The sequence below is a fragment of the Bordetella genomosp. 5 genome (assembly GCF_002261475.1).
In the GTDB taxonomy this organism is placed as follows: domain Bacteria; phylum Pseudomonadota; class Gammaproteobacteria; order Burkholderiales; family Burkholderiaceae_B; genus Bordetella.
Map to the genome: position 1 here is coordinate 67362 of NZ_NEVN01000004.1, position 17718 is coordinate 85079.

Annotated in this window: 15 protein-coding genes; all 15 read left to right on the forward strand. The window is 68.7% G+C overall.

The genetic code is table 11. The features are described 5' to 3' along the window. The first annotated feature begins 81 nt into the window (after positions 1-81). The 15 genes from CEK29_RS06830 (at position 82) to trmD (ending at position 17718) form a co-directional block, all read left to right on the forward strand. On the forward strand, positions 82-1338 hold the full coding sequence (locus CEK29_RS06830) for a D-amino acid dehydrogenase (protein WP_094800483.1): 1257 nt from the start codon (positions 82-84) through the stop codon (positions 1336-1338). 4 nt (positions 1339-1342) lie between these two features. Continuing rightward, positions 1343-2671 (forward strand): extracellular solute-binding protein, encoded by a 1329-nt coding sequence (locus CEK29_RS06835; protein ID WP_094800481.1) that lies wholly within the window; start codon positions 1343-1345, stop codon positions 2669-2671. A gap of 343 nt (positions 2672-3014) precedes the next feature. Further along, positions 3015-3899 carry a TcpQ domain-containing protein gene (locus CEK29_RS06840; protein ID WP_255176088.1) on the forward strand — a complete coding sequence of 295 codons (885 nt, stop codon included), beginning with the start codon at positions 3015-3017 and terminating at the stop codon, positions 3897-3899. Positions 3900-3919: 20 nt separating this feature from the next. Next, complete coding sequence (locus CEK29_RS06845) at positions 3920-5542, forward strand: hypothetical protein (RefSeq protein ID WP_094857986.1); 1623 nt, start codon at positions 3920-3922, stop codon at positions 5540-5542. Beyond that, on the forward strand, positions 5535-6851 hold the full coding sequence (locus CEK29_RS06850; RefSeq protein WP_094857662.1) for a hypothetical protein: 1317 nt from the start codon (positions 5535-5537) through the stop codon (positions 6849-6851). Before CEK29_RS06845 ends, CEK29_RS06850 begins: the two co-directional genes overlap by 8 nt. Beyond that, positions 6841-7488, forward strand: coding sequence for a hypothetical protein (locus CEK29_RS06855; protein ID WP_094857663.1), 648 nt, complete (start codon positions 6841-6843; stop codon positions 7486-7488). The genes CEK29_RS06850 and CEK29_RS06855 overlap by 11 nt, the downstream gene beginning before the upstream one ends. Before the next feature lie 113 nt (positions 7489-7601). Then, positions 7602-9239 carry an ATPase, T2SS/T4P/T4SS family gene (locus CEK29_RS06860; protein ID WP_176456846.1) on the forward strand — a complete coding sequence of 546 codons (1638 nt, stop codon included), beginning with the start codon at positions 7602-7604 and terminating at the stop codon, positions 9237-9239. 35 nt (positions 9240-9274) lie between these two features. Continuing rightward, positions 9275-10381, forward strand: a complete 1107-nt coding sequence (locus CEK29_RS06865; protein ID WP_094857665.1) for a hypothetical protein — start codon at positions 9275-9277, stop codon at positions 10379-10381. Positions 10382-10414: 33 nt separating this feature from the next. Next, a complete protein-coding gene (locus CEK29_RS06870; RefSeq protein ID WP_141218312.1) occupies positions 10415-11062 on the forward strand; it encodes a prepilin-type N-terminal cleavage/methylation domain-containing protein in 648 nt (215 codons plus the stop codon). Beyond that, positions 11059-12165: a hypothetical protein gene (locus CEK29_RS06875; RefSeq protein WP_094857667.1), complete on the forward strand. Its 1107-nt coding sequence runs from the start codon at positions 11059-11061 to the stop codon at positions 12163-12165. The genes CEK29_RS06870 and CEK29_RS06875 overlap by 4 nt, the downstream gene beginning before the upstream one ends. Positions 12166-12234: 69 nt before the next feature. Further along, positions 12235-14856: an alanine--tRNA ligase gene (gene alaS, locus CEK29_RS06880; protein WP_094857668.1), complete on the forward strand. Its 2622-nt coding sequence runs from the start codon at positions 12235-12237 to the stop codon at positions 14854-14856. After that, on the forward strand, positions 14856-15113 hold the full coding sequence (locus tag CEK29_RS06885) for a sulfurtransferase TusA family protein (protein WP_094800463.1): 258 nt from the start codon (positions 14856-14858) through the stop codon (positions 15111-15113). The genes alaS and CEK29_RS06885 overlap by 1 nt, the downstream gene beginning before the upstream one ends. Positions 15114-15757: 644 nt before the next feature. Next, a complete protein-coding gene (gene rpsP, locus CEK29_RS06890) occupies positions 15758-16018 on the forward strand; it encodes a 30S ribosomal protein S16 (RefSeq protein ID WP_094800461.1) in 261 nt (86 codons plus the stop codon). Positions 16019-16282: 264 nt separating this feature from the next. Beyond that, a complete protein-coding gene (gene rimM / locus CEK29_RS06895) occupies positions 16283-16909 on the forward strand; it encodes a ribosome maturation factor RimM (protein ID WP_094800459.1) in 627 nt (208 codons plus the stop codon). Next, positions 16909-17718 carry a tRNA (guanosine(37)-N1)-methyltransferase TrmD gene (trmD, locus tag CEK29_RS06900; RefSeq protein ID WP_094857669.1) on the forward strand — a complete coding sequence of 270 codons (810 nt, stop codon included), beginning with the start codon at positions 16909-16911 and terminating at the stop codon, positions 17716-17718. Before rimM ends, trmD begins: the two co-directional genes overlap by 1 nt.

A 17718-nucleotide genomic window follows, 5' to 3' on the forward strand; every position in this document is an offset into this window, starting at 1 on the left:
CCGCACCATCCTGGGGGCGGCCAGTCCGGCGCGCGCATCCACCATGTCGGCCCGGCGTCTCGGGCAGGGAGTATTGAGCGCATGAAAGTAGCGGTTTTGGGCAGCGGCATCATCGGGGTCTCCACCGCCTGGTGGCTCAGGCAGGCCGGCCATGACGTCGTCGTCGTCGATCGCTGCACGGGCGCCGCCCAGGAAACCAGTCTGGCCAACGGCTCGCAGATCTCCGTGTCCTACGCCGAGCCCTGGGCCAATCCGCAGGCGCCGTTCAAGTTGCTCAGATGGATGTTCCAGGACGACGCGCCCCTGCTGTTCCGCCCGCAGCTCGATTGGCGGCAATGGATGTGGGGCCTGGCGTTTCTGCGCGAATGCCTGCCGTCGCGCCTCGCGCCCAACATCCGCGCCATGGTCCGCATGGCCGAGTACAGCCGCGGCACGCTGCAGGCCATGCGCGCCGAGCTCGGCATCCAATACGACCACCTCGAACGCGGCATCCTCAATTTCTATCGCGACCCGCACGAGTTCGAGAACTCGCAACGCGCCGCGGGTCTCATGCGCGACTTCGGCGTCGAGCGCAGGGTGATCAACACCGATGAGGTGATTGCGATCGAACCCGCGCTGGCGCCGCACCGGGCCACCATCGTCGGCGGTGACTACACACCCGAAGACGAAAGCGGCGACGTTCATCTGTTCACGGTCGCATTGGCCGAGCGCTGCGCCGCCGCGGGCGTCGAGTTCCGTTTCAACACCGGCATCACCCGGCTCCTGGTCGAGGCGGGGCAGGTGCGCGGCGTCGAGCTCATCGAACCCGACGGCACCTATGGCGTCCTGCGCGCCGACGCCTACGTGGCGGCGCTGGGCAGCCACACCCCGCGCCTGGTGCGACCGCTCGGGGTGTCGTGCAATGTCTATCCCGCCAAGGGCTACTCCGCGACCTTCGCGATCAAGGATCCGGCGCGCGCGCCCACCGTCAGCCTGACCGACAGCAGCCACAAGGTGGTTTTCTCCCGGCTGGGCAACCGGCTGCGCATGGCCGGCACGGCCGAATTGTCGGGCTATTCGCGCAGCCTCAATACCGGACGCTGCGAAGCTCTCACGCGCCTTGCGCGCGAGCTCTTTTCCGATGCCCTCGATTACGAGGGCGTCAATTACTGGTCGGGCCTGCGCCCGTCCACCCCCTCGAACGTACCCCTGATCGGCCGCACCCGTGTTTCCAACCTGTATCTCAATACGGGCCATGGTACGCTGGGCTGGACGATGGGAGTGGGTTCGGGCCGCGCTTTGGCCGATCTGCTCAGCGGACGCCGGCCCGAGCCGGAATTTCCTTTTCTTGGTCTGTGAACCTATGAAGAAACTGCAACTGACGGGCCTTGCCCACGCGCTGCGTGCCAGCCGGTACGCGCTGTTTGGTCTGGCCCTGGCCGCCACCGGCATCGCGCATGCCGATACGGTCGAAATCCAGGTGTGGCACGTGCTGAACGGCGCCAACAAGGCCGAGTTCGAAAAACTCGCCAAGCAGTACAACAAAGAACAGAAAGACGTGACGGTCAAGCTGCGCGACTTCCCGTCGGAGTCGGCACTGCAGAGCGAAGCCGCGGCAGCCCTCAAAGCCAAGAAGGCGCCCAATCTGGTGCAGCTGAACGACAACCACTCGCCCGAAGTCGTGGCCGAGCACAAGGCGATTCTGCCGCTGCACCAGCTGCTCGCGAAATACCCGATCAAAGACCTGAACTGGTTCTTGCCCGCGACCAGCGATTTCGTGCGCGACGGCCGCGGCCGCCTGCTGGCCTTCCCCTGGATGGCCGAAGTGCCCGTGATGTACTACAACACGGCGCTGTACAAGAAGGCGGGCCTCAATCCCAACCAGCCCGCCCGCACCTGGAACGAGCTCCAGGCCGAGCTGCTCAAGCTGCGCGACGTGGCGGATATCGATTGCCCCTACGCCACGAGCGAGCAGGTCACGGTGCATCTCGAGAATCTGGCGCCGATCAACAACCAGCTCTACGCCACCAACGAAAACGGCTTGGGCAAGGGCAAAGCCGCCCCCACCATGCAGTTCGACACGCTGTACATGCGTCACCTCTCGCTGATGGTGAGCTGGAAGCGTTCGCTGCTGCTCACGGCCTATTCGGGCGACAAAAAGAGCGATCAGCTGTTCGCCAAGGGTGAGTGTGGCGTGCTGACCTCCACCTCGGGTTCGTTCGGCCAGTTCCTCAACACGCGTTCGCTGTCGTTCGGCGTCGCGCCGCTGCCGTACTACGACCAGGCCACCAAGGCCGCCGGCCGTCCGTTCGTGAGCGGTTCCGCGTTGTGGGCGGTCGAAGGCCATCCGCAAGCCGAAGAAAAAGCCACCGCCAACTTCCTCGCCTGGCTGTCCAAACCGGTGATCGCCACCGAATGGCACCAGCAGACCGGCTACCTGCCCCTGACCGAGGCGGCGTTCCGTGCGTCCGACGTGTCGTTCTACGACAAGGTCCCCGGTGCGCACCAGCTGATCGCTTCCATGCGCGCCCAGCCGGCCCCCAACGGCCGCGGTTTCCGTATTGCCAACTACGATCGCATCGAGCCCGTGTTCAACGCGCAGCTCCAGGATGCGTTCGACGGCAAGACGCCGCCGGTCGCCGCGCTCAACAACGCCTCGGCGCAAGCCCGTACCATCGCCACCCAGCGCTGATTCGGACTCGCTCCTGCGTTGATCAGGCCACCCTTCGGGGTGGCCTTTTTCATGGCCGCTCGCGCTGATCTCGCGCGCGCGGGCCGCACGGTTTCGTCACGCCGCGATGACGGCGTCCCTCCGTACTAGTCGAGGTTTCGGGCGCCGGGCGAAGCGCGCACCATGCCTGTTCGCGTCGTCCCAGCTGGATAGACGCGGCCGCCGGCACCGATCTCCGGTCCGCGGTTCCCGTCAGGGTCCAGGCCAGGGAGGCGTGATGAACAAGGATGGCGCGGCTTTGCGGCAAGAGGGCGTCGGGCGATGCCGGTGCGCGCGTGGGCTGGTCTGCGCGAGCAGTTTGCTGGTGCTGTTGCCGGGCTGCGGTCTGCGCCTGGGCAGCGATGGCTGGGCCGCCGACGGCGTGCCGGCGCCCGCGTGGCAGGCGCGTGCCGCGGCGTACGATTTCGACTGGCAGCTCTCGGGCGACATCGAAGCGGGGCCCGCACAGATGTTCGGCGAAGGTCGCGAGATCTGGCTGCAGTTCGCGCCCGGCCAGGAGGTGCCTGCGCTGTTCGCGCACACCGCCGCCGGTCTGCTGCCATTGCCCTATCGCTCGTATCCGCCCTATGTCGTCGTGAGCAGCGATGCGCGCGAGCTCGTCATGCGGGCGGGTCACCGCGAGGCGCGCGCGAGGCATGCCTCTCTCGCGCAGGCCGGGCCGGCCAACACCGCCGCCTCGCTCGGGGCGGGCCCGCAGGCGCAGGCCCTGCTGCCCGAGGCGGCGCCGCGGGCGCCCGACACGGCAGGGGTGGGCGGCCATGCGCGTCTCACCGATACCGGCGCGGGCACCGGCGCGGGCACCGGCGCGGGCCCGCAGCTTGCCGCTTCTGGCGCGGCAACGCGGGCCTCGCCTCTCAGCGCCGCCAGCGCTCGAATCCCCGACGCCGACGTCGCCACGTTTCGCGCGGGGCCGCCCGATCCCACGCTGCGCGCCGTGCTCTCGCGCTGGGCGACGGGGGCGGGGTGGATGTTCCAGGCGGCTCACTGGGCCGTCGATGCCGATATCCCGCTCGATGGCGCGGCGGATTTTCATGGCGACTTCAAACAGGTCGTGCGTGATCTTCTCGCCAGCACCGAGCTCTCGGATCGTCCGGTTCAACCGTGCTTCTATGCCAACCGCGTGCTCAGAGTGGTGCCGCTGGCGCAGGCCTGCGATCGCAGCCGCGCCGATGCCAAGGTGGACGCATGATCGCCTTCAACGCTCCCCGGATGGTGCCGCCGTGCCGCGGGCCCGCGGCCCGTCGCGGCTGGCCCGCGGCGGTCGCGCTGGCGCTGTTGTGCGGGGGGTGCTCGCTCTCCGAGCGTCTCGACCATGCGCGCGCACAAGGCGTACAAGCCCGCGCGCGGGTCGAGGGCCTGCACGATGCGCATGCGCGCCGGATGTCGGATCGGGCCACGCGCGTGGCGGCGCAGGATGTGGCCGTGCCCTGGCTGGCCGGGCGTGCGCAGCCTTTGGCGCGTGACGTCGTCCTGCCCGAGCCGCTGCGCACGCGCGTCGAGGCCACCTTGCTCTACACCGACAAGCCCGATCTCCTGCGCATCGCGCAGCGAATCCGCCGTGCCACCGGTATCGCCGTGCGGGTCTTGCCCGAAGCGATGTTGCCGCCTGCGATGTTCATGCCCCGCTTGCAGGGGCTGCAAGGCTCGGTATCGGCGGTCGACGACGCGGCGCGGCAGGCCGAACTCGAAAGCGGTCCTCAGCCGCTGGCGGATCTGCTCGATGCGCTGGCCGCACGGCTTTATGTGCACTGGCGCTATCGCGCCGGGGCGATCGAGTTCTATCGCACCGATACCCGGGTGTTCGACGTCCGGATGCTGGCGCTCTCGACCCAGACCGAAAGCCGTCTCGGTCGATCCGCGAGCGCGCAGGCCGAGGGCTTCGATCACGCCATGCAGACATCGATGCAGTCGGGTGAGGGCGCGCCGCTCGAGGCGTTGCGGGCACGGATTCTTCCGTTTCTGTCGCGCGCGGGCGTGGTCTCCGAGGTTGCCACGGGCGGCAGTGCGCTGGTCGTCACCGACCTGCCCGAGGTGCTCGACCGCATCGACGCCTACATCTCCCGCGAGAATCGCATTGCCACGCGCCGTGTCCGCATTCTGCTCGAAGAGGTCACGGTCTCCACCAGCGCCCAGGACGAGCGCGATATCGATTGGTCGGGCGTGTTCGCCCAGGCCGGCCGCGCCTTCAATCTCGCCACGCCGGCGGCTGCCCAGGGCACGGGCGCGCTGGCCTCGGCGGCGGTGGATACCGGGGCCTGGGCGGGCAGCCGCGCGATGCTGCGCGCGTTGTCGCAGGCCGGCACGGTCGTGCGCCGGCGCAGCATCCCCCTGCTCACCTTGAACCGCCAGCCCGTCACCCACGCGGTCCACAACACGTTCTCGTACGTGGATCAGGTGCAGGGCGGGGCGGTAGGCAGCACCAACGTCAATCAGGCGCTGTTGCCCACCGTGAGCGTGAGCCAGAAGCGCGAGACGGTCGGCACCTTCGTGACCATCGTGCCGGACGCGCGCGACGACGGCAGCATTCTGCTCTCGATCGGCTACGACAACACCTACGCGCAGCCGCTCCAGGCGCTGTCGTTCGGTCCCAAGGACAGCGCGCTCGTGGTGCAGCAGCTCAATCTCGACGGGCAAGGCACGGTTCAGCAGGTCGCCCTGCGGCCGGGGCAGGCCGTCCTGCTTGCGGGATTCGACCGGCAGGAGCTCGACGCACAGGCGCGCCGCCTTGCGCCGGGCGCCCCGATCGTCGCGGGCGGGCACGACAAACTCGGCGACACACGCTTGAGCACGGTACTGCTGGTCACGGCCCAGTTGGAGGACGGTGATGCATGATCCCACTGCCTATCGCCCCGATGTGATGGACACGGGGCCGGTTGCCGCGGATGCCGAGCCGCAAGTGGATGCCGAGCTGTCCGCGGCGGGCCGCGCCGGGCTCTACGCGCATGCCGAGCCGGGCACGCAACTGGTCGTCGGCCTGCATTGGTTCGCCGTGGTCGGATCGCACGCCACGGCCCTGGCGCGATTGCGTGCGCGGCAGACCGGCGCGACGCACTTCGTCGTGGGCGGCGCCGGCGGTCTCACCTGCGGCTGTCTGCGGCTCACGCGACGTCACGGCTTGATGCGCGGGCCGCGAGCCGCGCGCATCCTGGTCTCCGCGGCACAGGCCTTCGCCCATCTGGCGCAGGGTCAGCCGCGAGCCGGATTGGCCTGCCTGCCGGATGGCCGCTGGTGGCTGGCCGCCACCCAGGATGGCGCCGTGCTGACGCGGGCGGATCGGGTCTACCTCTCGCGCGCCGAGGCCGAGGCCGCATTGCAGGCCTTGTGCACACGTCATCCGCTGCTGGTGGTGTGCGATGCCGCCGCCCTCTATCTGCAGGCCAGTCGCCAGGTCGTGCCGGGCGCCCGCCTGCAGCCCGTGCGCCGCTGGCATCCGGTGCCGTTGGTATGCGCGGCGGCGGTGGCCACGGGCGCCGGATGGATCGCCTTCGGCGGCGCCGTCCAGGCGGATCCTCCCCCGGTCGTGGCCCAGGCGCCCGCGCCTTCACCGCCTGTCGAGGCGGGCTTGCGCGTCCAGGATGGCCACGCCTTGCCCGACGCGCTTGCCTCGTTCAATCGGCTTCCGCTCGGCGTGCTGGGCTGGCGTCTGGAGCAGGCGCGCTGTCTTTGGCAGGGCGCGGCGCCCGCCTGGGACTGCGACGCGCGCTATCGCCGTGTGGCCACCGAAGCCACCAGCGCGCAGTTCGTTCAGCGCCGTCCGGCGGGGTGGACCCTGGCCTTTCCGTCGCTCGATCAGGCCGACCTCGGCTGGCGCGTGCCGGCCCGCGAGGCGCGGGTCATTGCACCGTCGGGTACCGCGCCCGGCGCCCCGCCTTCCGCCACCGGACTGAGCCTGCTGCAAACGCACCGCGCCTCCCTCACGCGCCTGCAGGTCTCGGCGCCGCAGGCGCACGGCGAGGGCGCGGTGGCGCGACGGCGTTCCGTCGCGCTCCAGGGCCCGCTGCGTGTGGTCACCGCGATGCCCTGGTCCGCGTTGCAAGCGCACTGGCAGCGGCTGTCCATGCGCGTCGACCTCGCCAGTCCCAGCCAGGGGCCGCGCAGCCCACTGCTCGTCGATCTCGATGGAGACGTCTATGAACCCTGACCTTTGCACCCGCCGGCTGCTCGCGGGCGCCTTGCTGCTGGCGGGCTGTGTGGCGGCTGCGCCTCCCTCCCTTGCCACGATGCCGGCACGGGAGGTCCCGCGCGCATCGTTCTCCGATGCCGGCACCGGTCAGGCGCCCGCGCCATCCGTGTCAGCCGCGCCGGTCGCGCCTGTCGCTGCAAACGCCGCGCCTGCCGCTCCGCTCGATGCGAACGCCACGCCTGCCGCTCCGCTCGACGCAAACGCGCCTGCCGCCCCGCTCGCTGCGAGCGCCGGGCCTGATCTGCCGCAGGCGTGGACCGGCAGCCAGACCGTGGCCGATCTGCTGCGTGCGGAAGTGCAGGCTCAGCGTGCGCCCGCCGCCGCCGGTCCCTCAGTGCGCGAACGGGGCGTGCGGGTCCAGGCGATCTATGGGATCGGGCGTCAGCTGATGGCCGACGTCGCCATCGACGGCGATGTGCAGCGCTTTCGCAGCGGCCAGGAGCAGGCCCGGAGGCGCGATGCGCGTGCGGCAGGCGAAGCAGGGGAGTCCTATCGACTGCAGCGCATCGAGCCGCCCTGCGTGGTGCTGCGGCACGGCTCCGACACGCTGCGCACCTGCCTGCTGGGTGCGTCCGACCCCGGGGCGGTCCGGTGATGCGCGCCGTGCTCAAGGGATCCGAATCCCGCGCCGTTCATACCGCTTCGGTGGCGGAGGGGCCAGCGCAAGGCCTGCCGGCGATATGCGGCAGCGTCGCCGAACTGCGGGCCATGCGGCCGGCCTTCGTGCGCAGCCTGCATGCCGAGTTCGATCTGGCCGACCTGCGCTCGATGGTGTGCCCCGTGTTGCTCGACGATCAGCGCGTGCGCCTGTTGGTGCTGCCCGAGTATCTCGAAGGCGACGCGACCGACGAGGTGCAACGGCTGGTGCGGCGGCACGGCTGGCCGCTCAGCACCCCCGCGCGGCAGGCGGCCTCCACGTCGCTCCTGCTCACGCTGGCCCGCGATCCCGCGCCCTCGGTGGTCGCCGAGCCCGCGGATTCCCTGCGCATGAGCTCGTCGGCCCTGCAGTTGCTGTTCCACGAGATCGTGTCGCAGGCGCTGCGGCTGGAGGCCAGCGACCTGCACCTGCGCGTCGATGAGCCCTCGCGCGATGCCGAGATCCGTTGCACGGTCGACGGGATGTACGTGCCGATACCGACGCTGGCGCCGGTGCCGGCGCGCATGCTGCGCGACATGCTCGCGGTCGTGTGGATGGATGTACGCGGCGGTAATGGCGCGGTGTTCGACCCGCTCGCCGAGCAGCAGGGGCAGCTCCTGCACGATCACGCGGGCGAGCCGGTGCTGTTGCGCTGGGCGTCTTTGGCCACCGACACGGGGCCCGCGGTCTGCCTGCGCCTCACGCGCCAAAAGCCCGCGCAGCAGGCCCGTCTGCGCCGTCTGGGGTTTCTGCCGGCGCAACTGGCCCGCATCGAAACGGCCTGCCGTATCGAAGGCGGTGCGGTGGTGGTCTCGGGCCGCGTAGGATCCGGAAAATCCACCACGCTGGCGGCCATGCTGGCGGCCTTGCCGGGCACGCGCAAGCTCATCACGCTCGAAGATCCCGTCGAAACCCCGATTGCCGGTGCCCTGCAAAATACCGTGGTGCGCGACCTCGGCCCGTCCGAAGGGCATCCTTTCGATGCCAAGCTCAAAACGGTCAAGCGCAGCGCGCTGCAAGATTTTTATCTGGGCGAGGTGCGCGATCACGATACCGGGCGTGCCTTCGCCGACATGGCGAGCGCCGGCATCAGTGTCTACACCACGGTGCATGCCGGCTCGGCGCAATCGATCGTCGATCGGCTCGCAAGCGATTTCATCGGTGTGTCTCGCGACCTGCTCAATGCGCCTGGCCTGATCAAGCTGCGGATTTACCAAACGCTTGCGCCGCGTCTGTGCCGGCACTGCGCGCTGTCCCCCTGGGAGTGGCTGCAACGCGACCATCGCCGCGGCAATGAATGGCGCCGTTGGCGGGCAGGGTGGGCGCGCGGCGAGCGACGCATGCCGGGCACGCTGCGACGGGTGCGTTACCGCAACGAACAGGGATGCCCTCGTTGCACGCGTGGTCGTCCCGCCGCGCTCTGGGGCTACGCCGGACGCTTGGTGGTGGCCGACGTGCTGGCCGAGGCACGGGGCGAGGCAGACAGCATCGTTTCCACAGATGCGGGCCCGCCTTCTGGCGTGCTGCCCGTCATGCCTTTGCTGCATGCGGGCGGGGTTCGGGTTCTGCACGGCGACATCGACCCGCGCTGGCTGGCCGACCTGGCAGGCGGCGTGGCACCGCTGATGCGAATGGCGCGCGCGGCGCCGTTGCCTGCGCACCGTTCCCTGTCGCGCCGGCCGCGTCCGCGTTGGCGGGAGGTCGCGTGATGCGCCACGTTCACGTCATGGCCTGGCGTCGGCGGATGCGGTCCCACCTGGGCTGGGTCAGGCTACGCCTGGACGCGTGGCGGTTCCGCTCGGATCGGGCGGACTACTACGACTATCTCGCGGCCCTGCTGGGTGGCGCGGACGGGCGGCACTCATTGCGCGACGTGCTCTTTCGCGATGCGGCGCGTCACGGTCCCCGCACGGTCAGAGGCCGTCTGTCGGCCCATTGGGCGTCGATATGCGACGCCCATGCCGGCGACCTCGGGCAAGTCTGGAGCGGCACGTTGCCCGCCCAAGAGTGCATGGTCGTGGGCGCCGCTCAGGCGGCGGGCGCCACGGCGCTGACCCAGGCGCTTGGCGAACTGGCGCGGGTCTGTGCACTGACCCGCCGGGCCCGCGGCGAAGCCCTCTCCACCCTGGCCGCGGCCTTCATCGCGCTTCTGGTGCTGATGGCCACCCTGATCGCGGTCGCGTACTACACCGTGCCTCAGCTGCGCCTGGTCTTCGACGCCGTGCCGGTGGCACAGCACGGCGTGTCGACGCAGCGGCTGTTCGGCCTGTCCGACCTGCTGGCCCAGGTGTGGCCGGTGGCGCTCGCACTGGGAGGGGGGCTGTGCGGGCTGTGGATCTGGTCGTTTGCCGCGGTCACGCCGTCATGGCGCGGCGCGATCGACGGCCTCGGGCCGTGGCGGCTTTATCGCGATGTGCAGGCCACGCGCTTCCTCGCCTTGCTCGATGTGCTGCTGAGGCGGCACGGCAATCTCGACACCCGCCTGCGCGCGGCCCTGGTATCGCAACGGCCATATGCCAGCCCGTGGATGGCCTGGCACATCGATGCCATGGTGGCCCGCATCGATGCGGGCGACGTTGGCGCAGCCACCTTCGACACGGGTCTGCTCGACAAACGGCTTTGGTGGTTCCTGGGCGACATGACACTCGCGCATGGGCTGGAAGCCGGGCTGCGCCTCGCGCGTGGGCGGGTTCAGTCCCATCTGCTGCCCGCGGTCGCGCGGCAGGCGGGCGTGTTGCGCTGGTGGATTCTGCTCGGCGTCGTGGCACAGCTGATCGGCCTCGTGCTGTGGCATTACCAGGTGATCGACGAGCTGCGTCGCGCCCTGGTGCAGGTGTATTCGTCTTATTGATTTTCCGTTGCCGGTATTCATCTGGAGCCCCTCATGTCCGCTTATCTCCTGCTGCGCGTCCCGTGTCGTCTCGGCCCCCATCGCGCACTGAATCCTCGTATCGCGCTACGGCGTCAGCGCGGCATGTCCCTCGTGGAGATTTCGATCGTCGCCTCCATCCTGTTGTTGGTGGCGGTGTTCGGCATCCCCGCGGTGCGCGGCTATGTGATCGAGTTTCGCGTGCCGCGCGTGGGCGAGGAGGTGCACCGCTTCGTGGCGCGCATGCAAGGACAGGCCTGGTCCAACGACGCGCTGCCCTATACGAACATGGGCAATGCCACGCTGGCCCGCGCGTTCGAGGGCTCGTCGATCGTGATCACCGAAGGCGCCGATGGCGCCGCGCCCACGCTGCGGCATGGGCTCGGGCAGACCGGTCGTATCACGGCGGTCCCGGCCGCGGCGGCCGGCGGCGTCGTCGGCAGCGCCTATCGACTCGCGTTCGACGCTGTCCACGATGCGGCGTGTCCCGGCCTGGCCGCGGTATTGCAGCAGGCCGCGTCCGTCGTGACCCTGCAGGGCAGGGGAGGCGCGGTCACCGTGAAGGATGACACGCGCAATCCCCCGCTCCCCTACGACGGCCTGCAAGCCCTGGCCGAGTGCGCCAGGGGCGAAAGCAACCGCTTCGAGTTCACGTTCCGATGAGTGCGCGCGGGCGCCTTCGTCCCCGTCCGGCAGGGGCCGGGCAAGCCGGCTTTGCGCTGCTCGAGTTCACCTGGGCGGCGCTGCTGGCGATGCTGCTCGTCGTGGCCGTGGCGGCGCGTCAGGCGCGCGAAGCGCAGGATGCGGCGGCGCGGGCCAGTGGCCAATGGATGGCCCAGGTGCTCGCCGCCGTCCAGACCGCCGCCGCGCGCGACCGGGACGCCTGGGAGCGCGGCGAGCCGCCGCGGGATCTGACTGGCGCGCTGCGCTATGCCGACCCGGCGCGGCCTTCGCTCGAGGAGCTGATCCGGGCAGGGAGCCTGCCACGCGGCTTTCCCGGGCGGGCGCCGTTGGGATTTGGCGTCACGGTGTTGCTGCGCGGCGCGGCGTGCCCGGGGGCGGCCTGCCGGCTGGACGCGGTTGTGGCCAGCGACCGCGCCCTGGTGGGCCGCCGCGGCCGCCCGCTCGACCTGGTCGCCATTTTTCCGCTCCTCGAAAAGCTGGGCGGGCAGGGCGCCTGGCTCGATCCCGCCACGGGCCGCGTGGTCGGCCGGGCCGCGGGCGAGGCGGCGCTCGCGGGCATCGACGCGGGGCTATGGCCGTGGGGCACCGTCATCGGATGGGCCGGCCAGGCCGGTGCCGGCGCCAACCAGCCGCCCCTCGACCCGCGCTACGTGCAGGTGGGCGACACCCGCGACCCGCAGCTACGCGGCCATCTCAGCGTGGCGGGATCCGTGGCGGCGCAGGGCGCGGTGACCGCGCAGCGCGAGATCAGCGCCCGCACCCATCTGTCCGTGGCCGCGGCCTACACCGAAGCCGCGGCGTGCGCGATGCCCGCCGGCGCGCTGGCCAGCGACGCCAGCGGCAGGACGCTGGTCTGCCGCGAGGGCGTCTGGCAGCGCGCCTTCAAGGAGCGGTTCGGTGGGCTGTATCGCAACCGGATGGATCCCGAGGGCAGAGCCGACCACGACTGCGTGTATGGCTATCACGTTCTGCAGCAGTTGGATTTTGGCGATCCGTTCCGCATGATTCGCTGCCGGTGCCCGCCGGGTTACGTCGAATATAGGGTCACCGAGCTGACCGCGCTGTGCCTGGCGGCCGATTAAGGTGGTCGCTGGCTTCCTTCCGCCTTGCCTCTATAATCAAAAATTCGCCTAAATCCCGATTCATCCACGATGAAATCCTCCGAGATTCGCCAGAAGTTCCTGCAATTCTTCCAGTCCAAGGGCCACACGATCGTTCCGTCGTCCTCGCTGGTGCCGGGTAACGACCCCACGCTGCTGTTCACCAACTCCGGGATGGTGCAGTTCAAGGACGTGTTCACCGGCAAGGAAACGCGTTCCTATAACCGTGCTACCTCGTCGCAGCGCAGCGTGCGCGCGGGCGGCAAGCACAACGACCTCGAAAACGTCGGCTATACCGCACGCCACCACACGTTCTTCGAGATGCTGGGCAACTTCAGCTTCGGCGACTATTTCAAGCGCGATGCGATCTTCTATGCCTGGGAATTGTTGACCACGGTCTACAAGCTGCCCGCCGAGAAGCTCTGGGTGACCGTCTACCAGGAAGACGACGAAGCCTACGACATCTGGGCCAAGGAAGTCGGCGTGCCCACCGAGCGCATCATCCGCATCGGGGATAACAAGGGCAGCCGATACGCATCGGACAACTTCTGGCAGATGGGCGACACCGGTCCGTGCGGTCCGTGTACCGAGATTTTCTATGATCACGGCGCCGACATCTGGGGCGGCCCCCCGGGATCCCCCGAAGAAGACGGCGACCGCTATATCGAAATCTGGAACCTCGTGTTCATGCAGTTCGAGCGCGACGCGGCCGGCAACATGACCCCGCTGCCCAAGCCCTGCGTCGATACCGGCATGGGCCTGGAGCGTATCGCCGCCGTGCTGCAGCACGTGCACTCGAACTACGAGATCGATCTCTTCCAGAAGCTGATCGCGGCCGCCGCGCGCGAAACCGGCACGAACAACCTCGAAGACAATTCGCTCAAGGTCATCGCTGACCACATCCGCGCCTGCTCGTTCCTGATCGTCGACGGCGTGATTCCGAGTAACGAGGGCCGTGGCTACGTGCTGCGCCGCATCGTGCGCCGCGCGCTGCGTCATGGCTACAAGCTGGGCCAGACCAAGCCCTTCTTCCACCGTCTGGTGCCTGATCTCGTCCAGGAAATGGGCGAGGCCTATCCCGAACTCGCCAATATCGCCGAGCGCGTTGCCCAGGTGCTCAAGCAGGAAGAAGAGCGCTTCGGCGAGACCCTCGAACACGGCATGAAGATCCTCGACGTGGCCCTGGCCAACGTCAAGGCCGGCGGCCAGCTCGATGGCAATACGCTCTTCACGCTGTACGACACCTACGGTTTCCCAGTCGACCTCACCGCCGACATCTGTCGCGAGCGCGAGGTCGAGGTCGACATGGCCGGCTTCGAGTCCGCGATGGCGCGCCAGCGCGACCAGGCACGTGCCGCGGGCAAGTTCAAGATGGCCGAAGGCCTGAGCTACGAAGGCGCACAGACCCGCTTCGAGGGCTACGAACAGCTCGAACTGAGCGGCGTCGAAGTCACGGCGCTCTATGTCGACGGTACGCAGGTCGAGTTGGTTCAGGCTGGCCAGAACGCGGTCGTCGTGCTCGACGCGACGCCGTTCTACGCCGAGTCCGGCGGTCAGGTCGGTGATACCGGCCTGCTCGAAGCCGAGGGCGTGCGCTTTGCCGTTGCCGACACGCTCAAGATTCAACCGGGTGTGTTCGGCCATCATGGCGAGCTGGAGTCCGGCTCGCTCAAGGTGGGTGACAAGCTGCTGGCGCGCGTCGACGTCGTTCGTCGCGCGCGTACCGTGCGCAACCACTCCGCCACTCACCTGATGCACAAGGCCCTGCGCGAAGTGCTGGGCTCGCACGTGCAGCAGCGTGGCTCGCTGGTCGATCCCGACAAAACCCGCTTCGACTTCGCGCAAGACGCGCCCATGACCGCCGAGCAGATTGCGCGTGTCGAAGACATCGTCAACGCCGAAGTGCTGGCCAACCACTCCACCCGCTCGCAGGTCATGGCCTACGACGACGCGGTCAAGGGCGGCGCGATGGCGCTGTTCGGCGAAAAGTACGGCGATACGGTCCGCGTGCTCGACATCGGCTTCTCGCGCGAACTGTGCGGCGGCACGCACGTCGCGCGCACGGGCGATATCGGCCTGTTCAAGATCGTGTCCGAAGGCGGCGTGGCCGCCGGCGTGCGTCGCGTCGAGGCCATCACGGGCGACAACGCGCTGCGCTGGGTGCGCGAACAGAACGCGCTGCTCACCCGCGCCGCGGGCGTGCTGCGCAGCACCGTGGCTGACCTCCCGGACCGCATCGTGCAGGTGCAGGACCAGGTCAAGGCCCTCGAAAAAGACCTCGAGCAGGCTCGTGCCAAGCTGGCCGCGAGCGCCGGCAACGATCTCGCCGATCGTGCCACCGTCGAGGTCAAGGGGGTCAAAGTGCTGGCCGCGACCATCAACGATGTCGATCCCAAGGCACTGCGCGGCATGGTCGACAACCTGAAAGACAAGCTCAAGTCCGCGGTCGTGCTGCTGGCGACCGGCGCCGACGGCAAGATCAGCGTCGTGGGCGGTGTCACGTCCGACCTGACCGGTCGCGTCAAGGCGGGCGATCTGGTCGGCTTCGTGGCGTCGCAGGTCGGCGGCAAGGGCGGTGGCCGCCCCGACATGGCCATGGGCGGCGGTACCGATGTGGGCGCGTTGCCCGCGGCGGTCGCCGGTGTCCAGAAGTGGGTCGAAGAGCGTCTCTGATGAGCGATCAACACGCTGCCACGCAGCGGCCCGAGTTCGCACTGGAGGTCGATGCCAGCGGCCTGACCTGCCCGCTGCCCATCCTGCGTGCCAAGAAAGCCCTGGCCCAGATGGAAAGCGGTCAGGTGCTGCATGTCATCACCACCGATCCCAAGGCCACGCGGGATTTCCAGGCCTTCGCCACGCAGACCGGCAACGCGCTGGTGGCGCAGCTCACCGAAGGCGATAGCGCGCATCACTATCTGCGCCGTCGCTGACGGCCTGGGCCGCGCCCGCTGGGCGTGCCGGTGCACCCATCCCCGAATGCCGTCGACCGGCCTTCGGGGATTTTCTTTGGCGCGTGCCTTTCAGTTGGGTTGTGGCGATCGGATAGGGCGTAGCGGCCTGGCGTTGGAGCGCGCCGGCGCAATCACCGACCCGGCCACGGCCCGCGTGAAACAACGTTCTGAGACATGACACACTCCTTTTGAATGCGGCCATGGGCCGGGACGGTGTATGCTTGCGTCTTGCCGTTGATGGTGAAACGTGGCGAGCCCGGACTCCGGGCCATCACTGCCACGCCGAGCGTCCCGGGGAGGTCTTCCCGTGCTGTTCGCATCGCGGTCCGGTCGATCCCCGGTTGCCTCGTCATTGCGGCCCCGGTTTTTCAACCGATTTTTAGCCGTTCTGAACCCGCAAACGCGCGGCAGTTCTTCCCGCGGACCGGCGCTGCCGGCCACACCCGAGACTACCCCGCGTGCCGCCATTGCCACACTCCACCGAGTCCGAGCATATGTTGCTTCGTGGCATAACGGCACAACATCATGGGCGCCCACCGCAAAAAACGGCGGGGCATTTGCCATGGTGTTCAATAGGGTGCTAGAATTTCCCGTTTTTCCACAACTAATTCAAGGGATTACCTATGCTGGTGATTCGTCTGGCCCGTGGCGGCTCCAAGAAGCGTCCGTTCTACAACCTGGTTGCTACCGATTCGCGCAACCGTCGCGACGGCCGCTTTGTCGAGCGCGTGGGTTTCTACAACCCGGTTGGCTCCGAAGGCACCGAAAACCTGCGCATCGCGCTGGATCGTGTCAAGTACTGGACCGACAACGGCGCGCAACTGTCGCCCGCCGTCGAGCGTCTGGTCAAAGACTACTCGGCCAAGGTTTCGGCTGCTGCCTAAGCTTTGCCTCTCGCGGGTCCGTCTGGCACGCGTGCCATGACATGCCCGGTGGCCGGCGCTCACGCGTTACACCGGGCCAGGAAGCAGTGACACCTCCGAATCAACGCCGCGTTCATCGCGCACGGTGGGTTCCAGCCCGAGTCATCCCGGCCTTCAAGGCAGGGGTTGCCGGGGCTGATTCGGTTTGGGCAGATCCTGCTGCCTCCCGCGAGTCTGGTTCGCGCCTGGCGCGAGCCCTCCAACCACATTTTTTGCACACGACCCATGTCTGATGCTGTCCGCTCCAAAGCGGCGCCCGAAGACCTGGTCGAACTGGGTCGCATCACCGCGGCCTACGGTGTCAAGGGTTGGGTCAAGGTGCAGCCGCACTCGGCACAGGCCGATGTGTTGCGCACCCAGTCTCAGTGGTGGTTGACTCGCCCCGCGCCGCAAGCGGCTCGGGGCGTTGTCGCGTCCGTACCCGTCGCAATCAAAGTGCTGCAGGCACGTGTCCATAGTGGCACGGTCGTCGCACAGCTCGACGGTGTAGCCGATCGTGATCAGGCGGAAGCCTTGCGCGGTCATGTCGTGTCGGTGGCGCGTAGCGCCTTTCCGGCCGCGGGCGACGACGAATACTACTGGGTCGACCTGATCGGATGCGCGCTCTATACCGACGCGCCTGGCACTCGCACGCTGATCGGCGTGGTCGACGGGGTATTCGATAACGGCGCCCATGCCATTCTGCAGGTCCATCGTCAGCGCCAGGCGGCGCCGGACGCACCGGTCGAGCCCGTGCTCGACGCCAAGGGTCGTCCCGCCGAAGTCCTGGTGCCGTTCGTTCGGGCCCATGTTCATCACGTCGATCTGACCGCCCGCGTCATCGACAGCGATTGGCCGCTGGAAGACGACTGATGCGTTTCGACGTCATCACCCTGTTCCCCGAAACGTTCGCCGTCGTTCGCGATCAAGGCGTGACCGGTCGTGCGCACGGGCAGGGGATCTGGTCTCTGCACACCTGGAATCCGCGCGATTTCACATCGGACGCCCATCGCACCGTCGATGATCGTCCGTATGGTGGCGGGCCGGGGATGGTGATGCTGGCCGCGCCGCTCGAGGCCGCGGTCGAGGCCGCGCAGCGCGGCCGCGAGGCCGAGGGGCTGCCGCGCGCGCCGGTCGCGCTGCTCGCGCCCGTGGGCCGGCGCTACGATCAGGCGGCGGCGCTGGGGCTGGCCGGCTCCACCGGGCTGATTCTGATCTGTGGCCGCTACGAAGGGCTGGATCAGCGCTTCATCGACCGCTGCGTCACGCTCGAAATCTCGCTCGGCGACTTCGTGTTGTCGGGTGGCGAGATCGCCGCGCTGGCGGTCATCGATGCGGCCGTGCGGCTCGTGCCGGGCGTGCTCAACGATGGCGATTCGGCGCTCCAGGATTCCTTCAACGACACGCTGTCGGGCCTGCTGGACAGCCCGCACTACACGCGCCCGGAAGTCTATGAGGGTGTCGCGGTGCCGGCCGAACTCAAGAGCGGCAATCATGCGCTCATCGCACGCTGGCGGCGCGATCAATCGCTACGACTCACGCTGCAACGGCGTCCCGAGTTGATCGATCGCGCACGGGAGCAGGGCTGGCTCGACCATGCCGACGAAGTGCGGCTGGCCGAGCTCCAGGGCCTGCCGCCGCCCGAGGCGCCGCGCAAGCGGCGGCGCGGCAAGGCCGGCTGA